Here is a 16,335-nt window from a genome sequence, read left to right as displayed (position 1 = left end):
TGCCAAGGTGTCAGCGCCCCCCTCTTCGGCAGACAGGCCACGCAAGCGGCGCCCCTACGCCCCGCGCGTCCCGATCGAGCTGCGCCGCGAGCAACTGCTCGACGCCGCCCTCGCCGTGATCGTGAGCGACGGCTACGACCGGGTCTCCATCGACGCCATCGCGAAGAAGGCCGATGTCGCCCGCTCGGTGGTCTACGGCGCCTACGAGAATCTCGCCGCCCTGCTGACCGCCCTGCTCGACCGGCAGGAGGCACGCGCCTTCGAACGGCTACTGGAAACCATCCCCAGCGCGCAGGCCCTGCGCGACCCCGCCGCGTTCGCCTCCGAAACACTGCGCCGGATGTCCACGATGCTCCGCGAGGACCCGGACACCTGGCGGCTGATCCTGCTGCCCCCGGGCAACATGCCCACCGCCGTCCGCGACCGCATCGAGGCGGACAGGGAGCGGTTCCGGCTCCGGATCGAGCAGTGGATCTCCCTCGTTCCGGCCGACCGGAGCGGCCCGGACATCGACCCACAGGTCCTCGCCCACGCCCTTGTCGCCTGCGCGGAACACTTCGGCCGCCTCGCCCTCACGGAGCCCGGCAAGTTCGACCCTTCACGCCTGGTCGGCCAGGTACAGCTGATCCTCGGCGCCATCTGGCCGCCGAAGCGTTGACCGAGGCGTTGGCCGCGGCGTCGCCCGCACCCGGGCCGGAGCCATGTCCCGCGCGATCTCGCGGGCCATGGACCCAAAGAGTTCGATCGTCCTCCGGTTGCCGCCGTCGGACCGCCACATCAGGCCGTATCGCAGCGGCTTGTCCCCCTCCACCGGGACGTAGGAGATGCCGGGACGGCTGTGGTACAGGGCGATATGAGCCCCCGTCAGGACCACCCCCTTGCGGCCCGCGACGAGTGTCAGTGCCTCCTGGAGGCTGGTGATGGACGGTCCCTGCTCGATCGGCCTGCCGCTGGGGGTGCGTGCCGGCAGCTGGTGTTCCAGCCAGTACTCCGGGATGTCGCCCGCGATCGTCAGCAGCGGCACACCGGCCAGATCCTCAAGCGTCACGGTGTTCCGTCCGGCCAGGGGGTGCCCGGCCGCGACGGCCAGCACCCTGTCCTCGGTGAGGAGAGTCGGTCCACGGGTCAGGTCGTCCTCGCACACGGGGAAATCCGTCAGCTGGAGGTCGAAATCGCCCTTGCGCAGCATTCCGTACGGATCCGAGAGCGGCACCTCGCACACCTCGACGGCGAGTTCGGGGTGTGCGGCACGCAGCCTCTCGGTCGCCTTCATCACCATCTCCCCCGCCAAGGGAGTGGAGAAGCCGATGTGCAGGACGCCCTCGGTACCGCGCGCCGACGCGACGGCCCGGGCCAGGGCGTCCTCGATGCCGCGGTAGTGCGGTTCGAGGTCGTCGCGCAGGCGGCTGCCCAGGCCGGTGAGGGCCACCCGCCGGCTCGTGCGCGTGAACAGAGGCGCTCCGACACGGCGCTCCAGCCGCTGGATGAGCTGGCTGACCCGGGCGCGGGAGAGCCGCAGCCGGGTGGCGGTACGGCCGAAGTGCAGCTCTTCGGCCAGGACGAGAAAGGAGCCGAGTTCGTTCTGGTCCACGTACGCCTCCGGGATACGTGCGGACATGGATCGGTGGGCCCTGGATCGGCGGGCGCCGGATCGGTAGGCGCCGGATCGGTAAGCCTGGCTTACCGAACGTTGCGATCATCGCTGTTGTTCCCGGCCGGACGCTGACGAAGGCTTGAGGCACCGACAACACCCCTTACTCCGGAAGGAGTTGCTCGTCATGAGTGCCTCGATCGCTGCGGGCAGGCTGAGCACACGCAAGTGGGGCATCCTGCTCGTGCTGTGCGGCGCGATCTTCCTCGAAGGCATCGATGTGGCCATGCTCAATGTGGCCCTGCCGTCGATCCGCGCCGACCTCGGACTGCCCACCGGTGAACTGCAGTGGGTCATGAGCGCCTACGTACTCGGTTACGGCGGCTTCATGATCCTCGGCGGACGGGCGGCGGATCTGTTCGGCCGCCGTCAGATGTTCGTCTTCTGGCTCACCGTGTTCCTGCTGTTCTCCGGGCTCGGCGGCCTCGCCACCGAAGGCTGGATGCTCATCCTCGCCCGGTTCATCACGGGCGTCGCCGCGGCCTTCATGACTCCGGCGGGCCTGTCCATCATCACCACGAGCTTCGCCGAGGGGCCGGAGCGGAACAAGGCGCTGCTCATCTACTCGGGCACCGCCGCCGGAGGCTTCACCGTCGGTCTGGTCACCGGCGGGCTGCTCACCGCCGTGGACTGGCGATGGGTCTTCTTCGCCCCGGTCGTACTCGCCTCCCTCATCCTCGTCGCGGCTCTCGCGTTCGTCCCCAAGTCGGCGCGCCCCGACAGGACCGGTAAGCGAGTCGACGCGGCCGGCGCGCTCACCGTCACCGCCGCCCTCGTCCTGATCGTGCTGGGGGTCGAGCGTGCGGCCCACGCCGGGATCGGCGCGAGCGTCGGCACGTTGCTGGCCGGGCTGGCGTTCGTCGCGGCCTTCCTCGTCATCGAACGGCGTTCCGCGGAGCCCCTGGTACGGCTGGGCATCTTCCGCAACGGTGCCCTGGTGCGGGCGAACCTCTCGGCGATGCTGTTCGCCGCCGGCTTCTTCGGCTTCCAGTTCCTGGTGGTGCTCTATCTCCAGGAACTGCGCGGCTGGTCAACGCTGCAGACGAGCTTCGCGATGCTGGTCATCGGCATCGACGCGATCCTCTCGCCGACCCTCACCCCACGGCTGGTCAACCGCTTCGGCAACGCCAAGGTGATCTTCGGCGGCCTTCTGCTCGCGGTGCTGTCCTACGGCCTGTTCCTCCCGGTGGGTGCGGACTGGACCTACGCGATGATGTTCCCGAGCCTGCTGATCCTCGGCCTCGCCTTCTCCCTGGCATACGGCCCGCTCACCATCGTCGCCACGGAGGGGATCGCGGAGGAGGAGCAGGGGCTCGCCGGCGGTCTCCTCTACACCGCCTTCCAGTTCGGCGCGGCCCTCGGTCTCTCCGCCGCCACCGCCGTCAGCGTGGCCGCCGCTGACACGCAGACTCCCGCCGCTCTGCTCGACGGCTACCGAGCCGGTCTGCTCGTCCCGTTCGTGGCAGCGGTCCTCGCCGCGGCGATCGGCGCCTTCGGCCAGCGCTCCCGGCGGGGAGGCACACCGCCCACGGCGCAGGACGCGGCAGCGGCTGAGGGCGTGAACGCCCCAGCCTCCCCGATCTCGCCCGCCTCCCCCGCCTCCCCCGCCTCCCCCGCCTCCCGCTGACCCTGGGCACACTGTGGCAGATGCGGGAACCGGCCCTCTCAGGACGACATGTATGAGATGAAAGCGCCGACCAAGAGCAGCGCCAACACCCCGACGCCCACCCAGCCGAGCACGATTCCGGCGGTGGCCATACCGTCACCGCTTTCGTGGCGTTCCCTGATCTGTTTGCGGGCCACGTAGCCGAAGATCAGCGCGAGGATGCTGCCGATCCAGTAGATCCACACAATGCCCAACACCATGGACGCGATGGCCAACCCGTTGGTCCGCGGGGGTGGTGCGTAGTAGGGAGGGTAAGCAGGCCAGCCGGCGTGCGTCGGCGATTGCTGCGGTGGCACCGGCGGCGCAGCGTCACTCGACTTGGACAGGGACGGGTTCGGATCGTTCACCTGCGGGTCCGGGTCGGATGGCGTGGACATGGGGCCTCCTCGTGGCACGAGCGGTTACGGGAGGTTGCCATGCCGCAGTCGGGAGGGGTCCCGGGTACGGGCGTCAGCCGCCGGAGGTGGTGGCCGGGGCGCCGATGCCGATCTGGAGGGTGGTGGGGGCGGCGCAGCATCCGCCGCCGGACTGTTCGGCGTTCTGCGGCTCGTCGAAGAGGCCCGCGCCGCCGCACACGCCCGTTTCCGGGAGGGTGAGTTCGACGCGCTCGGCGGCCTCCTGATCGCCCGCGATCGCGGCGGTGACGGAGCGGACCTGCTCGTAGCCGGTCATGGCGAGGAAGGTGGGGGCACGGCCGTAGGACTTCATGCCGACCAGGTAGACGCCCTGTTCCGGGTGGGAGAGCTCGTTCACGCCGTGCGGGTAGACGGTGCCGCAGGAGTGGACGTTCGGGTCGATGAGCGGGGCGAGGGCGGTCGGGGCCTGGAGGCGCTCGTCGAGCCCGAGGCGGAGTTCGGCGAGGAAGGACAGGTCGGGGCGGAAGCCGGTCAGGACGATGACCTCGTCGACCGGGTCGAGGCGGCGACCGTCCTCGGCGACGAGGACGAGCTGGTCGCCGTCGCGTTCCACAGCCTGTGTACGGAATCCGGTGACCGCGTCGGCGAGGCCGGCCTCGACGGCCGCCTTCGCGCGCAGGCCCAACGCGCCGCGGGCGGGGAGCTGGTCGGCCTCGCCGCCGCCGTAGGTGTCGGCGCCGATTCCGCGCCGCAGGATCCACACCGCGTGCGTGCCGTTCTCCTCCTTCGCCAGGTCGGCGAGGAGGGCGAGGGCGGTGAAGGCGGAGGCGCCGGAGCCGACGACGGCGGTGCGCCTGCCCGCGTAACGGGCGTGCGTGGTCGGGTCCTTGAGGTCCGGGACGCGGTAGGAGACGTGGCCGGCCGCCGACCTCTCACCGAGGGCGGGCAGGCCGTCCGCACCCATCGGACTCGGGACGGACCAGGTGCCGGAGGCGTCGATGACGGCGCGGGCGGTGATCCGCCCCTCGCGCCGGTCCGAGGTCTCGACATGCACGGTGAAAGGCTGCTCGTCGCGGCCGGAGTCGACGATACGGTCGCGGCCGGCGCGGGCGACACCGGTGACCGTCGTGCCGTAGCGGACCTTGTCGCCCAGGACGTCGGCGAGCGGCTGGAGGTAACGCTCGGCCCAGTCACCGCCGGTCGGGTAGGTGGCGGCGTCGGGGCGGACCCAGCCGGTCGGGGCCAGGAGCTTCTCGGCGGCCGGGTCGATGACCTCGCCCCAGGTCGAGAACAGACGCACATGCGACCAGTCGCGTACGGCACTGCCCGCCGCCGGGCCTGCTTCGAGGACCAGAGGCTCGATGCCGCGCTCGACGAGGTGGGCGGCGGCGGCCAGGCCGACTGGGCCGGCGCCGATGACCACGACGGGCAGCGGGGCGGTGGTGAGCACGCTGTCAATGGACGTGGCCACGAGGTTCCCCTTTGTTTCGATATCTGTCGATGTCTTGCGCTGCCCAGGATGGCACCTGCATCGACAGACGTCAACATAGACAGTTATCTAATCTGATCGCGGTCACCACCTCCCACCGCCCTGGCCCGCTGGTTTGACGTATGTCAACATAGACGCATGTCGAATACGAACGTGCTGCCGCTGCTGGAACCCGCCCCGGGCGAGGCCGCGGCACCGTGCTGCCCGCCGCTCACCGAGCGGCCGTTCACCGCGGAGGAGGCCGAGGCCGCCGCGCGGATGTTCAAGGCGCTCGGCGACCCGGTGCGGCTGCGGCTGTTCTCGGCCGTGGCCTCACACGAGGGCGGCGAGGCCTGCGTGTGCGACATCTCCGACGTCGGCGTCTCCCAGCCGACCGTCTCCCACCACCTGAAGAAGCTCAAGGAAGCCGGCCTGCTCACCTCGGAGCGACGCGGCACCTGGGTCTACTACCGTGTCGAGCCGTCCGTCCTCGCAGCGATGGGCCGACTGCTGATCAAAGCCGCACCTGCCTCCTGAGCCGCGCGGACCAGGTGACGTCGCATCCCGCAGGGACGGTGCGACCGCGCGGACTCAGTCGTGACGAGCGAGCTTGACGGCCGAAATGAACAAGATCAGGGCCAGTACGGGGATGAGCACCAGGTCCGGGAAGACGCCGAGCAGCAGCCCACCCGACATCGCGCCCGTGATCGAGCCCGCGGCCATGACGAGGGTGAAGCGGCGGTTGGCGCCCAGAACGGCGAAGCTGCCGTCGCGGCTGTAGCGGGCGAAGGCCACCAGCATGGTCGGCAGGGACACCAGCAGCGACAGGCTGCCCGCCGTTTTGATGTCCACGGCGAACAGCAGCACGATCGTCGGGATGAGCAGTTCGCCTCCGGCCACGCCCATGATCGCCGCCACCACCCCGATCCCGAACCCCGCCACGACCCCACAGGGCACCTGAGCCCACAGCGGCAGCGCGAGCGTCCCCAGAGTGGACATGTGCGTGACGAGCAGGGCGGCGGCCATCAGCACCATCAGTGCCGCCAGCACCTTGTAGAGGGTGGAGCTGCGCATCCGTACCGCCCACGTGGCCCCGGCCCAGGCGCCCAGCAGACTCCCGGCCAGCAGGTTGATCGCGACGGGCCAGTGCGCGGCCACCTCTGAGGCCGGGACGGCTAGCAGACGGGCGGGCAGTGCGACCAGAACCACGACCAGGCTCAACGCCTTGTTCAGGATGACCGCGGAGAGTGCGGCGAACCCGAACAGGCTGATCAGCAGCGGTAGACGGAACTCCGCACCGCCCAGACCGATCATCCCGCCCAGCACACCGACGGCCGCACCCGCGCCGAACACCACAGACGTAACACCGGGCGCCAACTCATGATTCGTACGGTTCTCCGAACCGGCCAGATCGCGCTCGGCCGCCCTCTTCTGCATCATTCCGCGGCTTTCCGGCCGGGCAGGAAGATGAGGGCGACCAGCGCCAAGCCCACCACGACGCCGATGAGTTGCATGCCGATGAAGCCCACGACCGAACCCGGGGCGATACCCGCAAAGGTGTCGGTGAAGGCGCGGCCGATCGTCACGGCCGGGTTGGCGAACGACGTCGACGACGTGAACCAGTACGCGGCGCCGATGTAGGAGGCGACCGCGACGGGGGCGAAGCGAAGGCGGTCGGTGCGGGCCAGCCCGAAGATCAGCAGGATCAGGCCGGCGGTCGCGACGACCTCGCCCAGGAGCAGGTGACCGGCGGAGCGGTCGTGGGTGGACCACTTGACCAGCGGTTCGCCGAACATCGCGTCGGCCAGGATCGCGCCCGCGATGGCGCCGACGATCTGGGTGGGGACGTAGACGGCCGCCTCGCGCAGCGTCACACCAGCGCCGCCGCCGCGGGCGGTCCACCACTCGGCGAGGGTGACGGCCGGGTTGAAGTGCGCGCCGGAGACCGGGCCGAGCAGCAGGATCAGAACACCGAGGCCGAAGACGGTGGCCGTGGAGTTCGCAAGCAGTTGCAGGCCGACGTCCTTGGTCAGCCCGGTGGCCTGGATACCGGAACCCACCACCACCGCCACCAGAGCCGCAGTACCGACCAGCTCAGCCACGGCCCTGGCGAGGAGCGGCGGCGCCTGAGGCGGAGTGGCGCCTGGGGCGGGCTGGGGCTCGGCGCCGGACGCGAGGGGGGATTTTTCGGCACCGTCGTGCTCGGTGGTCTCGGGGGCCTCGGGGGCCTCGGGGGCCTCGGGGACGGTCAACGTGACTCCTCGGTGCAGTCGCCGCATGGGGTGGGGATCACGGGGGCGTGGATCACAAGGACGGGGATCACAGGGGCGGGGATCAGGGGCAGGACCGCTTGACGTTGTTCTCGGCGGTGGTGCGCGCGGTCTCCGCCAGGTCGGCGAACTGTCCCGCGAGGGAGGCGATGACGTCGGGCTTGAGCCGGTAGTAGGTGAACCGGCCGCACGGCTCGGTCTCCACGACCCCGGCCTCGCGCAGCACCTTCAGATGGTTGGAGAGGTTGGTCTGCCTGGCCCCCGTCTCCTCGATCAGGTGCGTGGTGCAGAGCGTCTCCTTGGCGAGCAGGGTGACGATCTGGAGGCGGAGCGGGTCCGCGAGAACCCGCATCAGGTCAGTGTCGACTGATGTCAGCATGGGCTGATAATCTCACATCACTCCGAGCTGATACCAGCCTGGGCTGATCCCGGGACCTGCATCCCCACACCGATGGGGACCCGCGCCTCGAAGGGGATTCCCATGACCGCGTCCCAGTCCCCTGCCCCGTCCTGCCGGGCCGCCGCTACCCGGACCGCCCGGTCACCGACCCCGAGGGCGCACCGATCGCCGTAGCCCGAGGCATCCGCGACGAGATCGACGCCCACATCACCGAACTGCTCGCCTCCCTGCCCCTGCCGAGCACCTGAACCCACCCCCTGCACAACCCTCTTGATCCACGTACGAAGGAAGAACCGATGTCCTCCAGCCCGCTCGCCTCCGTACTGTTCGTCTGTGTCCACAACGCCGGCCGCTCCCAGATGGCCGCCGGATTCCTCAGCCACCTCGCGGGCGACCGGATCGAGGTCCGCTCCGCCGGCTCCGTCCCCGGCGACCAGGTCAACCCGGCCGCCGTCGAGGCCATGAACGAGGTCGGTATCGACATCTCCGCGGCCAAGCCGAAGATCCTCACCACCGACGCCGTCCAGGCGTCCGACTACGTCATCACCATGGGCTGCGGCGACGCCTGCCCGATCTTCCCCGGCAAGAAGTACCTCGACTGGGCCCTGGAAGACCCCGCGGGCAAGGGCGTCGAGTCCGTCCGCCCCATCCGCGACGAGATCCACAAGCGCATCGAGGCCTTGATCGCCGAGATCGATGGACGGCAGGGGGCTTGACCCCGGTGTCGTCCGCGTCGCCCAGAGCTTGAGCCCGACTGCGTCCGGATCGGACAGAGCTTGAGCCCGGATCGGACAGAGCTTGAGCCCGGTGTCGAGCCAGAGGCGGCGCACGCGAGGTCATCACATCGACCGTTGACCAGCGATGGTCCGCGAGGAGATCGCCTCTACGTCGATGGAGGAGGCGCGGAATTGGATGGACGCGGCACGGTTCCGTGACCGACGATCTCCGCATGATCCGTGCCGCCACCGTGAACGACGTCGCGGAGATCCGCGCGATGATCCGCGAACTCGCCGAGTACGAACGGTCCGTTGAGCAGGCCCGGGCGACCGAGGAGCAGCTCCGCGAGGCCCTGTTCGGAGAGCATCCGGCCGCCTTCGCGCTTATCGCCGAGGACGACGGGACGGGCGAGGCAGTGGGCTATGCCCTGTGGTTCCCCCACTTCTCGTCCTGGACCGGCACGCGCGGCATGCACCTGGAGGACCTCTACGTGCGGCCGCAGGCCCGAGGCGGCGGACATGGCAAGGCTCTGCTCGCCTCCCTGGCCGCGATCTGCGAGCAAAGAGGCTACGAGCGCTTCGAGTGGTGGGTCCTGGCCTGGAACGAGCCGACGATCGACTTCTACAAGTCACTCGGCGTCGACTTCCTCGACGAGTGGAGGGTGTGCCGACTGAGCGGTGAGCCCCTCAGGGAACTCGCCGCCCAGGTCCCGGCCGTCGTCCCCAACCAGACCCCGGCCCTGTAGGCCGTAGGAGTCAGAGGGCCGGAGTCAGTCTGGGCGCGCGCCGGCGACGTGGACTGGAGCCGTCCCGTCACATCCCGCCCGCGCCCGAATCCCGATCAGGTCAGACGCGCCCCTGCCCTACCCCACTTCACGAAGATTCCGCAGAGAAATTCTCACTGCGAATCCCCGCGAGCGCGAATGTAGCGCCACCCGAAATAGAGCACCCCAAGCGCTCCCCCAACCGCACCGACCCCACACAGCACAATTGCCCATCGGGCCATGTCCTGCGTGATCCACAGCAGGCTCACCACGACCAGCGCTATGGAGAACGACAGTCGCTCCCCATAGCCCAGGCCGCCGCGACCAGTCAGTCCCCGGTCGCCGTGCATGTGTAAGTTACGCCCTTCATTTTGATGTCCCTCCACCCTATCCTCGTGTTGAGGGGAGCGACGTCAGTTCCGCCACCACCGCCGCTGTCCTTCTTCCGGCAGTAATAGCCGAGCGCATCAAGCTTCTTGATATCGCTCATCGCCTGGTACTTCTTGTACGACTTGATCATGGCGGCCCGCTTTTGCGCAGGCGTGGCTTCCTTCGCCTTCGTGTACAGGTAGCACCCGACGCTGGCGCCGATCCCTACCCACGAAGCGCCCTTGGCCAGCGCCTTGGCAAGGCCCGCCGAGCCACTGCCGATCCCCAGGACCAGGCAGATTTCATCAGCTCCGGCGCGAGCCTGCCCTGCTGTTGCCGCCTGCGTGACTGCTGCGGTCTTCTCGCCTGCCGACGAATCCGCGTACGCGGCGTTCGCGCCAATGCCGCACATTGTGCCGGTCATAGCGACGGCAACCGCGGCAGAAATTCCCTTGCTTCGCACACTCACGAAGTGGATCCCCCTGGATTCGGCAATCACTGGTCAGGTAATTGCTTGATCATTACAAGAGCGAGGCTACCAGCGAGGACATGCGTAAGCAATGGCGAACTTTGCTCCTCAAGGGCATCTGTTAACGATTTCTTACCTAGGCCATCTCCGTGAAATCGGGTCAACCTCACCCAATTTCACAGACCGGGCATCTCGGTCATGGACGGAGCCAAATACCCCGGCAAGGTCAGCCCACCGAAAGCCGCACCGATCGAAGCCCGCCCACGAGCAAGCCGCGAGCCCGTACGCCGTCCCTGCTCGGCCTCACCTCACCGGAGCCACGGAACCGAAACAGGTGGCCGAGCCGATCACCGAACGGGACCCCGCCCAGATGCGCCGCCTGCACACCGAGGCATGCGCATCACGTCACGCGTGATAGAGCAGGAGGACCAGATCCACGGAGGGAGATTCCATGGACGCCGCACTTACCCGCCTCACGCAGATCATCGCGCCGCCGTCCGAGCCCGGGAACACGGACTGGGACTCGGTAGAGGGGCAGCTCGGTGTCGCCCTCCCGGCGGACTACAAGCAACTGATCCGCACCTACGGCGGAAGCAACTGGGACGACTACCTCTACCTCCTCGAGCCGGGCTGCCCGAACGACAACTACGACCTCATCGAGTGGGAGGTCCAGCAGACCGAAGCGCTCGAAGGACTCTGGGAGTTCGAGGAGAAGCCGGCCGAACTGGCGGATGCCGCAAGCCGGGTCATTCCCTGGGCCTCCACCGACAACGGTGAGTGCCTCTACTGGCTCGTCCGGGCAGGCCAGGATCCCGACCAGTGGACGGTCATGGTGAACGAGGCCCGCGGCGACCGCTGGGAGCACCATTCGATGAACTGCACCGAGTTCCTCGTCGCCGCACTCGTGGGAGACGTGCAATCATCCGTGCTCTCCTCGCGCTTCCCGCTCGCCGCGCACGAGTTCCGGCAGCTGATGGCTGTCTGAGAGATCACTGCTTGTTCAAGGCGGCTCGCAGGTAGGAGATCAGATCACCGGTCCCCACCTCGACCCAGCCAGCCCCGGGCACCCCGACGTGGAGTTGAACGGGGGTGGATCGTACGTTCCCCCGCCCCGCTCGTCTCGAAGAACTGCTCCTGCAGGCCCAGCTCACCCCGATGAGCCAAGCGGATCTTTCCGCTATACCCAGTGCGACTGACGGCCCAGAGCGAGTGCGGGAGGCAAGACTCAGGCTAGCGCGTCAGGGCGTCCTCGTTTCTGTGTGGCTCTGTTCGCCAGCATGTTGATTGGGCTTCGGCCCTCAGCCTGCCCGTCCCTGCGCCGAAGACGTCGATGAGCGTCCGGTTCACCCCGGCATCGCCTCAGCGGGACGACGACATTCCCACCATCACTCTCGACGGCGCTCAATGGTGCGTGGCTCGTCCGGACGACCCAGAGGCCCCGGTGCCCGTTGCCGCATCATCTGGTTCGCCCCATGGGACACCCGCTCACGCATCGCCCACGCACAGCCCCGAAAACGAAGCAGCGCCCGACCCGACCGAAGCCGACTCAGGCGCTGCGCAGCAGGTCAGAGGGGGTACCCCCGTCACCCGCACCGTAGGCCCTGTGGGACTCGAACCCACAACCAATGGATTAAAAGTCCACTGCTCTGCCAATTGAGCTAAGGGCCCAGGCGATGTTGCCACCCCGAGCATAGCCGGACCTGGCCGAGTCTCCGATCGGGTATCGGAGTCACGGCCACGTCGGCGGCTGCGGAGAGCGGCGGACGGCCGCGAACGGGGGCACGGACAGGGGCGCAGACAGCGCTCGCGACCCCCGCCAAAACGAGCCCCCACGCACCGAAGTGCTAAGGATCAACCGTTTTGGACGCCCCCACCCGCCCCGCCTCCCGCCCCGCCGTCCGCTCATGCTCCGGATTGAGGAACCAATGCCGAGCCGAAACCCCCCACCAGATCGCGGCGAAGCCGAGGACCGCCAGGACGGCGACCGGGGCGTAGTTGAAGGTCTCCCAGGTGACCGGGGACACCTGCGGCAGCATGAACAGCACCGTGATCACGCCGACCCACACCACCGCCACCACACCCACGACCCCCGACCAGCGGCCCAGATGCCACGGCCCCCGCTCGAAGGCGTCCCCCTTGCGCAGCCGCAGCAGCGTCGGGATGACGTAGGCGATGTACAGGCCGATCACCGCGATCGAGGTCACCGCCGCGTACGCCGTGACGTTGATCAGGTACGGCAGCCCCAGCACCAGCGCCCCACCCGCCGCCAGCCACACCGCCGCGACCGGCGTCCGCGTGCGCGAACTGACCGTGTGCCAGACGTGCGAGAAGGGCAGCGCACCGTCACGCGAAAAGGCGTAGATCATGCGGCTGTTGGCCGTCACGGACGCCATCCCGCAGAACAGCTGCGCCCCGATGACGACGAGCAGCAGCAGCTTGCCCGCCGTCGCGCCCAGCGCGTCCAGCAGGATCTGCGCGGGCGGCGCGCCCGTCGGGGACGTGAGGGCACCGTCGTACGACTGGATCGCGAAGGTGAAGCCCAGCAGCAGCACGAATCCCGCGATCCACGACGTCCAGATCGACCGCACGATGCCCTTCGGGCCCGCCGTCGACGCGTCGTGCGTCTCCTCCGTCATGTGCGCCGAGGCGTCGTACCCGGTGAAGGTGTACTGGGCCATCAGCAGGCCCACCAGCACCACGTACACGCCGCTGCCCCAGCCCGTGTTGTTCACGAATTCGCCGAAGACGAAGGACGCGGACTGGTGCTCGTCCGGTACGAAGGTCAGCGCCCCGACGATCACCGCGACGCCCACCACGTGCCACCACACGCTGATGCTGTTGAGCAGCGCGACGATGCGCACGCCGAAGGTGTTGAGCAGGCCGTGCAGCACCAGGATCCCCGCGAAGAGCAGGATCGTGCGGCCCGGCGTCACCTCGAAGCCGAACTGGAGGTTCAGGTACGCGCCCAGGAAGGACGCGGCCCCGAAGTCGATGCCGGCCGTCACCGCCACCTGGCCGAGCACGTTGAACCAGCCCGTGAACCACGCCCAGGCGGCGGCCGTACGGGGCGGCGCGAGCCGATGGGCCCAGAAGTACAGGCCGGCCGAGGTCGGGTACGCCGAGCAGATCTCGGCCATCGACAGGCCGACGAACAGGGTCATCAGACCGACCGCGACCCAGCCCCAGGTGATCACCGCCGGGCCGCCCGTGTTCATGCCGAACAGATAGAGGGTCAGGCAGCCCGACAGGACCGAGATGATCGTGAAGGAGACCGCGTAGTTGGAGAACGCCGACATGCGGCGGGCGAGCACCTGCGTGTAGCCGAGCTGGGCCAACCGCTCTTCGTCAGAAAGACTTCCGGCAGAGAGATTTCCGGCAGGGAGACTTCCGTCCGACCGCCCACTCGCTATGGCGTCATCTGTCATGTCCCCAGCGATTCCCTCGCCGGGGGCATGACACACGTCACAACTTGGCTAGAAAAGCCCCTTGTAGCCCTGCCAGCCGCTCGCGATCTTCACCCGCGGCCCGAACGTCCCGTCGCCGTTACCGGGATTGCGGTACAGGTTCCCCGCCGTGTCCCGCGCGACCAGGTCGTTCTTCCCGTCCCCGGTGATGTCGCCGACGCCGACCACCGCGTTGTACGACGCCCCCCACTGCGCGGCGATCTTCACCCGCGCCTTCAACTTCCCGTCGCCCGCGCCGTCGAGCCGGTACAGCGCCCCGTAGTTGTCGCGCGCGAGCACGTCGCCGATCCCGTCACCCGTCAGGTCACCGGCGCCGACCAGCTTCGTGTAGCCCTTCCAGGCCGAGGCGATCTTCACGCGGGGCTTCAGCTTCCCGGCACCGTCGTTCGCGAACACGAAGACGTCCCCCGTGGACGCCTGACGCGCCAGCAGATCCGTACGGCCGTCGCCGGTGAGGTCGCCGGGCGCGGTCAGGACGTCGTACGCCTTCCAGCCCGTGCCGAGGGAGGTGTGGCTGCTGGACGGGCCGTACGACGACCCGCACTTGCCCGCGTAACGGCGCAGCTCCCCGCCGGGCGTCCGCACCAGCATCTCCGCGCACCGGTCGCTGCCCATGTCGCCGAACGGGACGGCCACGGTCCCGGCGGGCCAGCCGGAGGCGGACTGCTTCCAGTCGAACGTCCCCTTGCCCTCGGTGTAGTGCAGGGTCAGGCCGCCCGAGGAGTTGAGGGTGACGAGCTCGCCGTAGCTGTAGCCGCCCTGGTCGTGGTGGCCCTGCCGGCCGCTGCTGAGTCCGAGGGAGCCGCTGGTGGAGTACGTGCCGGCACCCTCGGTCGCCGTGGCGGTCAGCGACCAGGTGTACCGCCCGTTGTACGCGTACGCACCCGTGTCCGTCTTCCCGAGCCAGCCGGCCTCGGCAGCGGGTCCGGAACCGCTCCGGGTGTGCATGACCCGCCCACGGGAGTCCTTCACCGTGAAGGTCCAGTCCGCCGGCTTGTTGAACTGCCAGGTGCTGTTCCAGCCGAGGTCCTTGGCATCGACGTGGGTGCCGGCCACCTCGGACTCGATCTTCGCCAGCGACTGCGACGGCACCCCGCTCTGCACGACACGGATCGCCTTGTCCGGGCCGACATACGCGATGTCCCCGCCGAACTTGTCCACCGCCCACATCAGCCGCCGCTGGTCGGCGGTGTTCCCCGCGGGCAGATCGGCGATCTCCCGCGCGGCCGCGGCCGTACCGGTGTGGAAGTCGGTGAGCATCAGCTTCCCGGCGCCACGGTCGTGCCGGACCAGGTAGCCGTCACCGACGAGGGCGGGGCCGGACGGCACGGTGATCTTCTTGTTCGTCGTACGGTCGTACACCCCGGCGGAGCCCGTGGGCCCGCAGTTCCAGTAGACCCAACGACCCACCACCTGAAGCTCCTTGACCGTGCAGGGTGCGCCGGTGGCGAGGGTCGTGACGGTCTTCTTCTGCTCCAGGTCGTACGCGGTGACCGCGCCGGAGCCGGATCCCGGCGTCCACAGCAGCGAGCCCCACACGGAGGCGGCCGTGACGGACCGGGTCAGCCTCACGTGTTGCACGAGGTACTTCTGCTGGGAGTCGACGTACTGCTTGCCGGTCGAGGACGCGTTGTAGATGAAGTAGCGGCCGGTCGCGTCCACGAACCGGCCGCCGGTCACCCAGGGTTCGTCCGCGTAGTGGTAGCTGTCCGGCCCGGTCCAGATCTGCGCGCGTTCCTTGCCGGCCTCGTCGACCTTGAAGTAGCCGACGTTCTGGTTGCCGGTGGACCGCAGCGGGACGCACCCCCCGGCGTCGCAGGGCACCCGCTGGAGGTGCGTGCCGTTCGCGTAGGTGCCGGCGAACCCGCGGGTGGTCTGGGCCAGCACCGTGGAGCCGTCGGCCGAGATCTCCCGGCCGACCACCCACTGCTCACCGTTCGGGCGGTACTCGACGGTGCTCAGAAAGCCGCCCGCGTAGTCGATCCCCCACACCCCGTCCGTCTGGACGGGCGTCGGCGCGATGTCGGCGGCAGCGGGGCCCGCGGTGGTCAGCGAACCGGCGCCGAGGGCGGCCAGGCAGGCCAAAGTCAGTGCGATCCGGGCATGCCGGGTCAAGGGTCCCTCCCCAGGGAAACGAGAGCGAGGCCTGCGCGTCCGTGCCGAAGCCCCCCGGCCGCGCGCCTCCAAAGAAAAGACAGCGGATGCTAACAACCGCCACACAAGTAGCGGTAGTCGAAAAGGGAACGACTGTTCCACCGCCGTCTCACGACACGCGAAGGGCCCGTACGACCGGAGTCGTACGGGCCCTTCAGGGATCAATCGGCGTCAGCCGTCACGGCGTCTCAGCCGTTGCGCTTCCAGCGCGGCTTGTCGTCACGGCGCCCGAGGGGCGAACCGCCGCCGGTGCCGCGGTGGTCGTCACGGCGGCCGTACGGACGCTCGTGGCCGCCGGAGCGGAAGCCCGGACGGTCGTCACGACGGTCGCGGTTGAACGGACGGTCGCTGCCCCGGTGCCCACCGCGCTCGTCACGACGCTCGAAGGGACGGCCGGCCGGACGGTCGTCGCGACGGAAGCCGCCACGGTCGTCGCGGCGCTCGAAGGAACGGCCACCGCGGTCGTTGTCCCGACGCTCGAAGGAACGCCCACCGCGGTCGTCCCGACGGTCGTCGCGACGGAAGCCGCCACGGTCGTTGTCCCGGCGCTCGAACCCACGGTCCCCACGGTCACGGTTGAACCCACCG

General features: G+C 69.0%; 15 protein-coding genes, 1 tRNA gene and 2 pseudogenes. 7 read left to right on the top strand and 11 right to left on the bottom strand.

Going from position 1 to position 16,335, the window contains the following annotated elements:
• Window positions 1–7: 7 nt before the first annotated feature.
• Entirely contained in the window at window positions 8–658 is a 651-nt protein-coding gene (locus ACIA8X_RS40985; RefSeq protein ID WP_393462418.1) for a TetR/AcrR family transcriptional regulator, read from the top strand.
• Here ACIA8X_RS40985 and ACIA8X_RS40980 read toward each other — a convergent pair.
• Window positions 599–1,618, bottom strand: a complete 1,020-nt coding sequence (locus tag ACIA8X_RS40980; protein WP_399460437.1) for a LysR family transcriptional regulator — start codon at window positions 1,616–1,618, stop codon at window positions 599–601. The genes ACIA8X_RS40985 and ACIA8X_RS40980 overlap by 60 nt on opposite strands.
• Before the next feature lie 160 nt (window positions 1,619–1,778).
• On the opposite strand from ACIA8X_RS40980, the gene ACIA8X_RS40975 reads away from it, so the two are divergent.
• Window positions 1,779–3,278: an MFS transporter gene (locus ACIA8X_RS40975; RefSeq protein ID WP_399460436.1), complete on the top strand. Its 1,500-nt coding sequence runs from the start codon at window positions 1,779–1,781 to the stop codon at window positions 3,276–3,278.
• A gap of 38 nt (window positions 3,279–3,316) precedes the next feature.
• On the opposite strand, the gene ACIA8X_RS40970 is transcribed toward ACIA8X_RS40975, so the two are convergent.
• Both ACIA8X_RS40970 and ACIA8X_RS40965 read right to left on the bottom strand, forming a co-directional pair.
• Window positions 3,317–3,694, bottom strand: coding sequence for a DUF4190 domain-containing protein (locus ACIA8X_RS40970; protein WP_399460435.1), 378 nt, complete (start codon window positions 3,692–3,694; stop codon window positions 3,317–3,319).
• 73 nt (window positions 3,695–3,767) lie between these two features.
• Window positions 3,768–5,144, bottom strand: coding sequence for an NAD(P)-binding domain-containing protein (locus tag ACIA8X_RS40965; protein WP_399460434.1), 1,377 nt, complete (start codon window positions 5,142–5,144; stop codon window positions 3,768–3,770).
• Window positions 5,145–5,300: 156 nt separating this feature from the next.
• On the opposite strand from ACIA8X_RS40965, the gene ACIA8X_RS40960 reads away from it, so the two are divergent.
• Window positions 5,301–5,678, top strand: a complete 378-nt coding sequence (locus tag ACIA8X_RS40960) for an ArsR/SmtB family transcription factor (protein WP_393462428.1) — start codon at window positions 5,301–5,303, stop codon at window positions 5,676–5,678.
• 54 nt (window positions 5,679–5,732) lie between these two features.
• Here the strand turns inward: ACIA8X_RS40960 and ACIA8X_RS40955 are convergent, their stop codons facing one another.
• The 3 genes from ACIA8X_RS40955 to ACIA8X_RS40945 all read right to left on the bottom strand — a co-directional run bounded on the left by ACIA8X_RS40955 (window position 5,733) and on the right by ACIA8X_RS40945 (window position 7,790).
• Window positions 5,733–6,581: a sulfite exporter TauE/SafE family protein gene (locus ACIA8X_RS40955; RefSeq protein ID WP_393462430.1), complete on the bottom strand. Its 849-nt coding sequence runs from the start codon at window positions 6,579–6,581 to the stop codon at window positions 5,733–5,735.
• The gene (locus ACIA8X_RS40950) at window positions 6,578–7,393 is read right to left on the bottom strand and encodes an aquaporin (protein ID WP_399460433.1); all 816 of its coding nucleotides are present in this window, start codon (window positions 7,391–7,393) and stop codon (window positions 6,578–6,580) included. The genes ACIA8X_RS40955 and ACIA8X_RS40950 overlap by 4 nt, the downstream gene beginning before the upstream one ends.
• Before the next feature lie 82 nt (window positions 7,394–7,475).
• Complete coding sequence (locus ACIA8X_RS40945; protein WP_393462434.1) at window positions 7,476–7,790, bottom strand: ArsR/SmtB family transcription factor; 315 nt, start codon at window positions 7,788–7,790, stop codon at window positions 7,476–7,478.
• Window positions 7,791–8,107: 317 nt separating this feature from the next.
• Here ACIA8X_RS40945 and ACIA8X_RS40940 point away from each other — a divergent pair, with 317 nt between their 5' ends.
• On the top strand, window positions 8,108–8,527 hold the full coding sequence (locus ACIA8X_RS40940) for an arsenate reductase ArsC (protein WP_393462436.1): 420 nt from the start codon (window positions 8,108–8,110) through the stop codon (window positions 8,525–8,527).
• A 233-nt stretch (window positions 8,528–8,760) separates the two neighbouring features.
• Window positions 8,761–9,273: a GNAT family N-acetyltransferase gene (locus ACIA8X_RS40935; protein ID WP_399460432.1), complete on the top strand. Its 513-nt coding sequence runs from the start codon at window positions 8,761–8,763 to the stop codon at window positions 9,271–9,273.
• A gap of 346 nt (window positions 9,274–9,619) precedes the next feature.
• Here the strand turns inward: ACIA8X_RS40935 and ACIA8X_RS40930 are convergent, their stop codons facing one another.
• Complete coding sequence (locus tag ACIA8X_RS40930; RefSeq protein WP_399460431.1) at window positions 9,620–10,129, bottom strand: hypothetical protein; 510 nt, start codon at window positions 10,127–10,129, stop codon at window positions 9,620–9,622.
• Between the two features lie 451 nt (window positions 10,130–10,580).
• Here ACIA8X_RS40930 and ACIA8X_RS40925 point away from each other — a divergent pair, with 451 nt between their 5' ends.
• Together ACIA8X_RS40925 and ACIA8X_RS40920 are read left to right on the top strand one after the other, a co-directional pair.
• The gene (locus ACIA8X_RS40925; protein WP_399460430.1) at window positions 10,581–11,114 is read left to right on the top strand and encodes an SMI1/KNR4 family protein; all 534 of its coding nucleotides are present in this window, start codon (window positions 10,581–10,583) and stop codon (window positions 11,112–11,114) included.
• A 270-nt stretch (window positions 11,115–11,384) separates the two neighbouring features.
• Window positions 11,385–11,555: pseudogene (locus ACIA8X_RS40920) on the top strand (NaeI family type II restriction endonuclease); the annotation flags it as partial.
• A 169-nt stretch (window positions 11,556–11,724) separates the two neighbouring features.
• On the opposite strand, the gene ACIA8X_RS40915 reads toward ACIA8X_RS40920, so the two are convergent.
• The 4 genes and pseudogenes from ACIA8X_RS40915 to ACIA8X_RS40900 form a co-directional block, all read right to left on the bottom strand.
• Window positions 11,725–11,797: transfer RNA gene (locus ACIA8X_RS40915), tRNA-Lys, on the bottom strand.
• Window positions 11,798–11,973: 176 nt separating this feature from the next.
• Complete coding sequence (locus ACIA8X_RS40910; protein ID WP_399460429.1) at window positions 11,974–13,554, bottom strand: amino acid permease; 1,581 nt, start codon at window positions 13,552–13,554, stop codon at window positions 11,974–11,976.
• 48 nt (window positions 13,555–13,602) lie between these two features.
• On the bottom strand, window positions 13,603–15,708 hold the full coding sequence (locus ACIA8X_RS40905; RefSeq protein ID WP_393456305.1) for an FG-GAP repeat domain-containing protein: 2,106 nt from the start codon (window positions 15,706–15,708) through the stop codon (window positions 13,603–13,605).
• A gap of 227 nt (window positions 15,709–15,935) precedes the next feature.
• Window positions 15,936–16,335: pseudogene (locus ACIA8X_RS40900) on the bottom strand (RNA helicase); the annotation flags it as partial.

It is taken from the genome of Streptomyces sp. NPDC051738 (genome assembly GCF_044453205.1).
In the GTDB taxonomy this organism is placed as follows: Bacteria; Actinomycetota; Actinomycetes; order Streptomycetales; family Streptomycetaceae; genus Streptomyces.
This window is presented reverse-complemented; position numbering and strand designations above follow the sequence as displayed.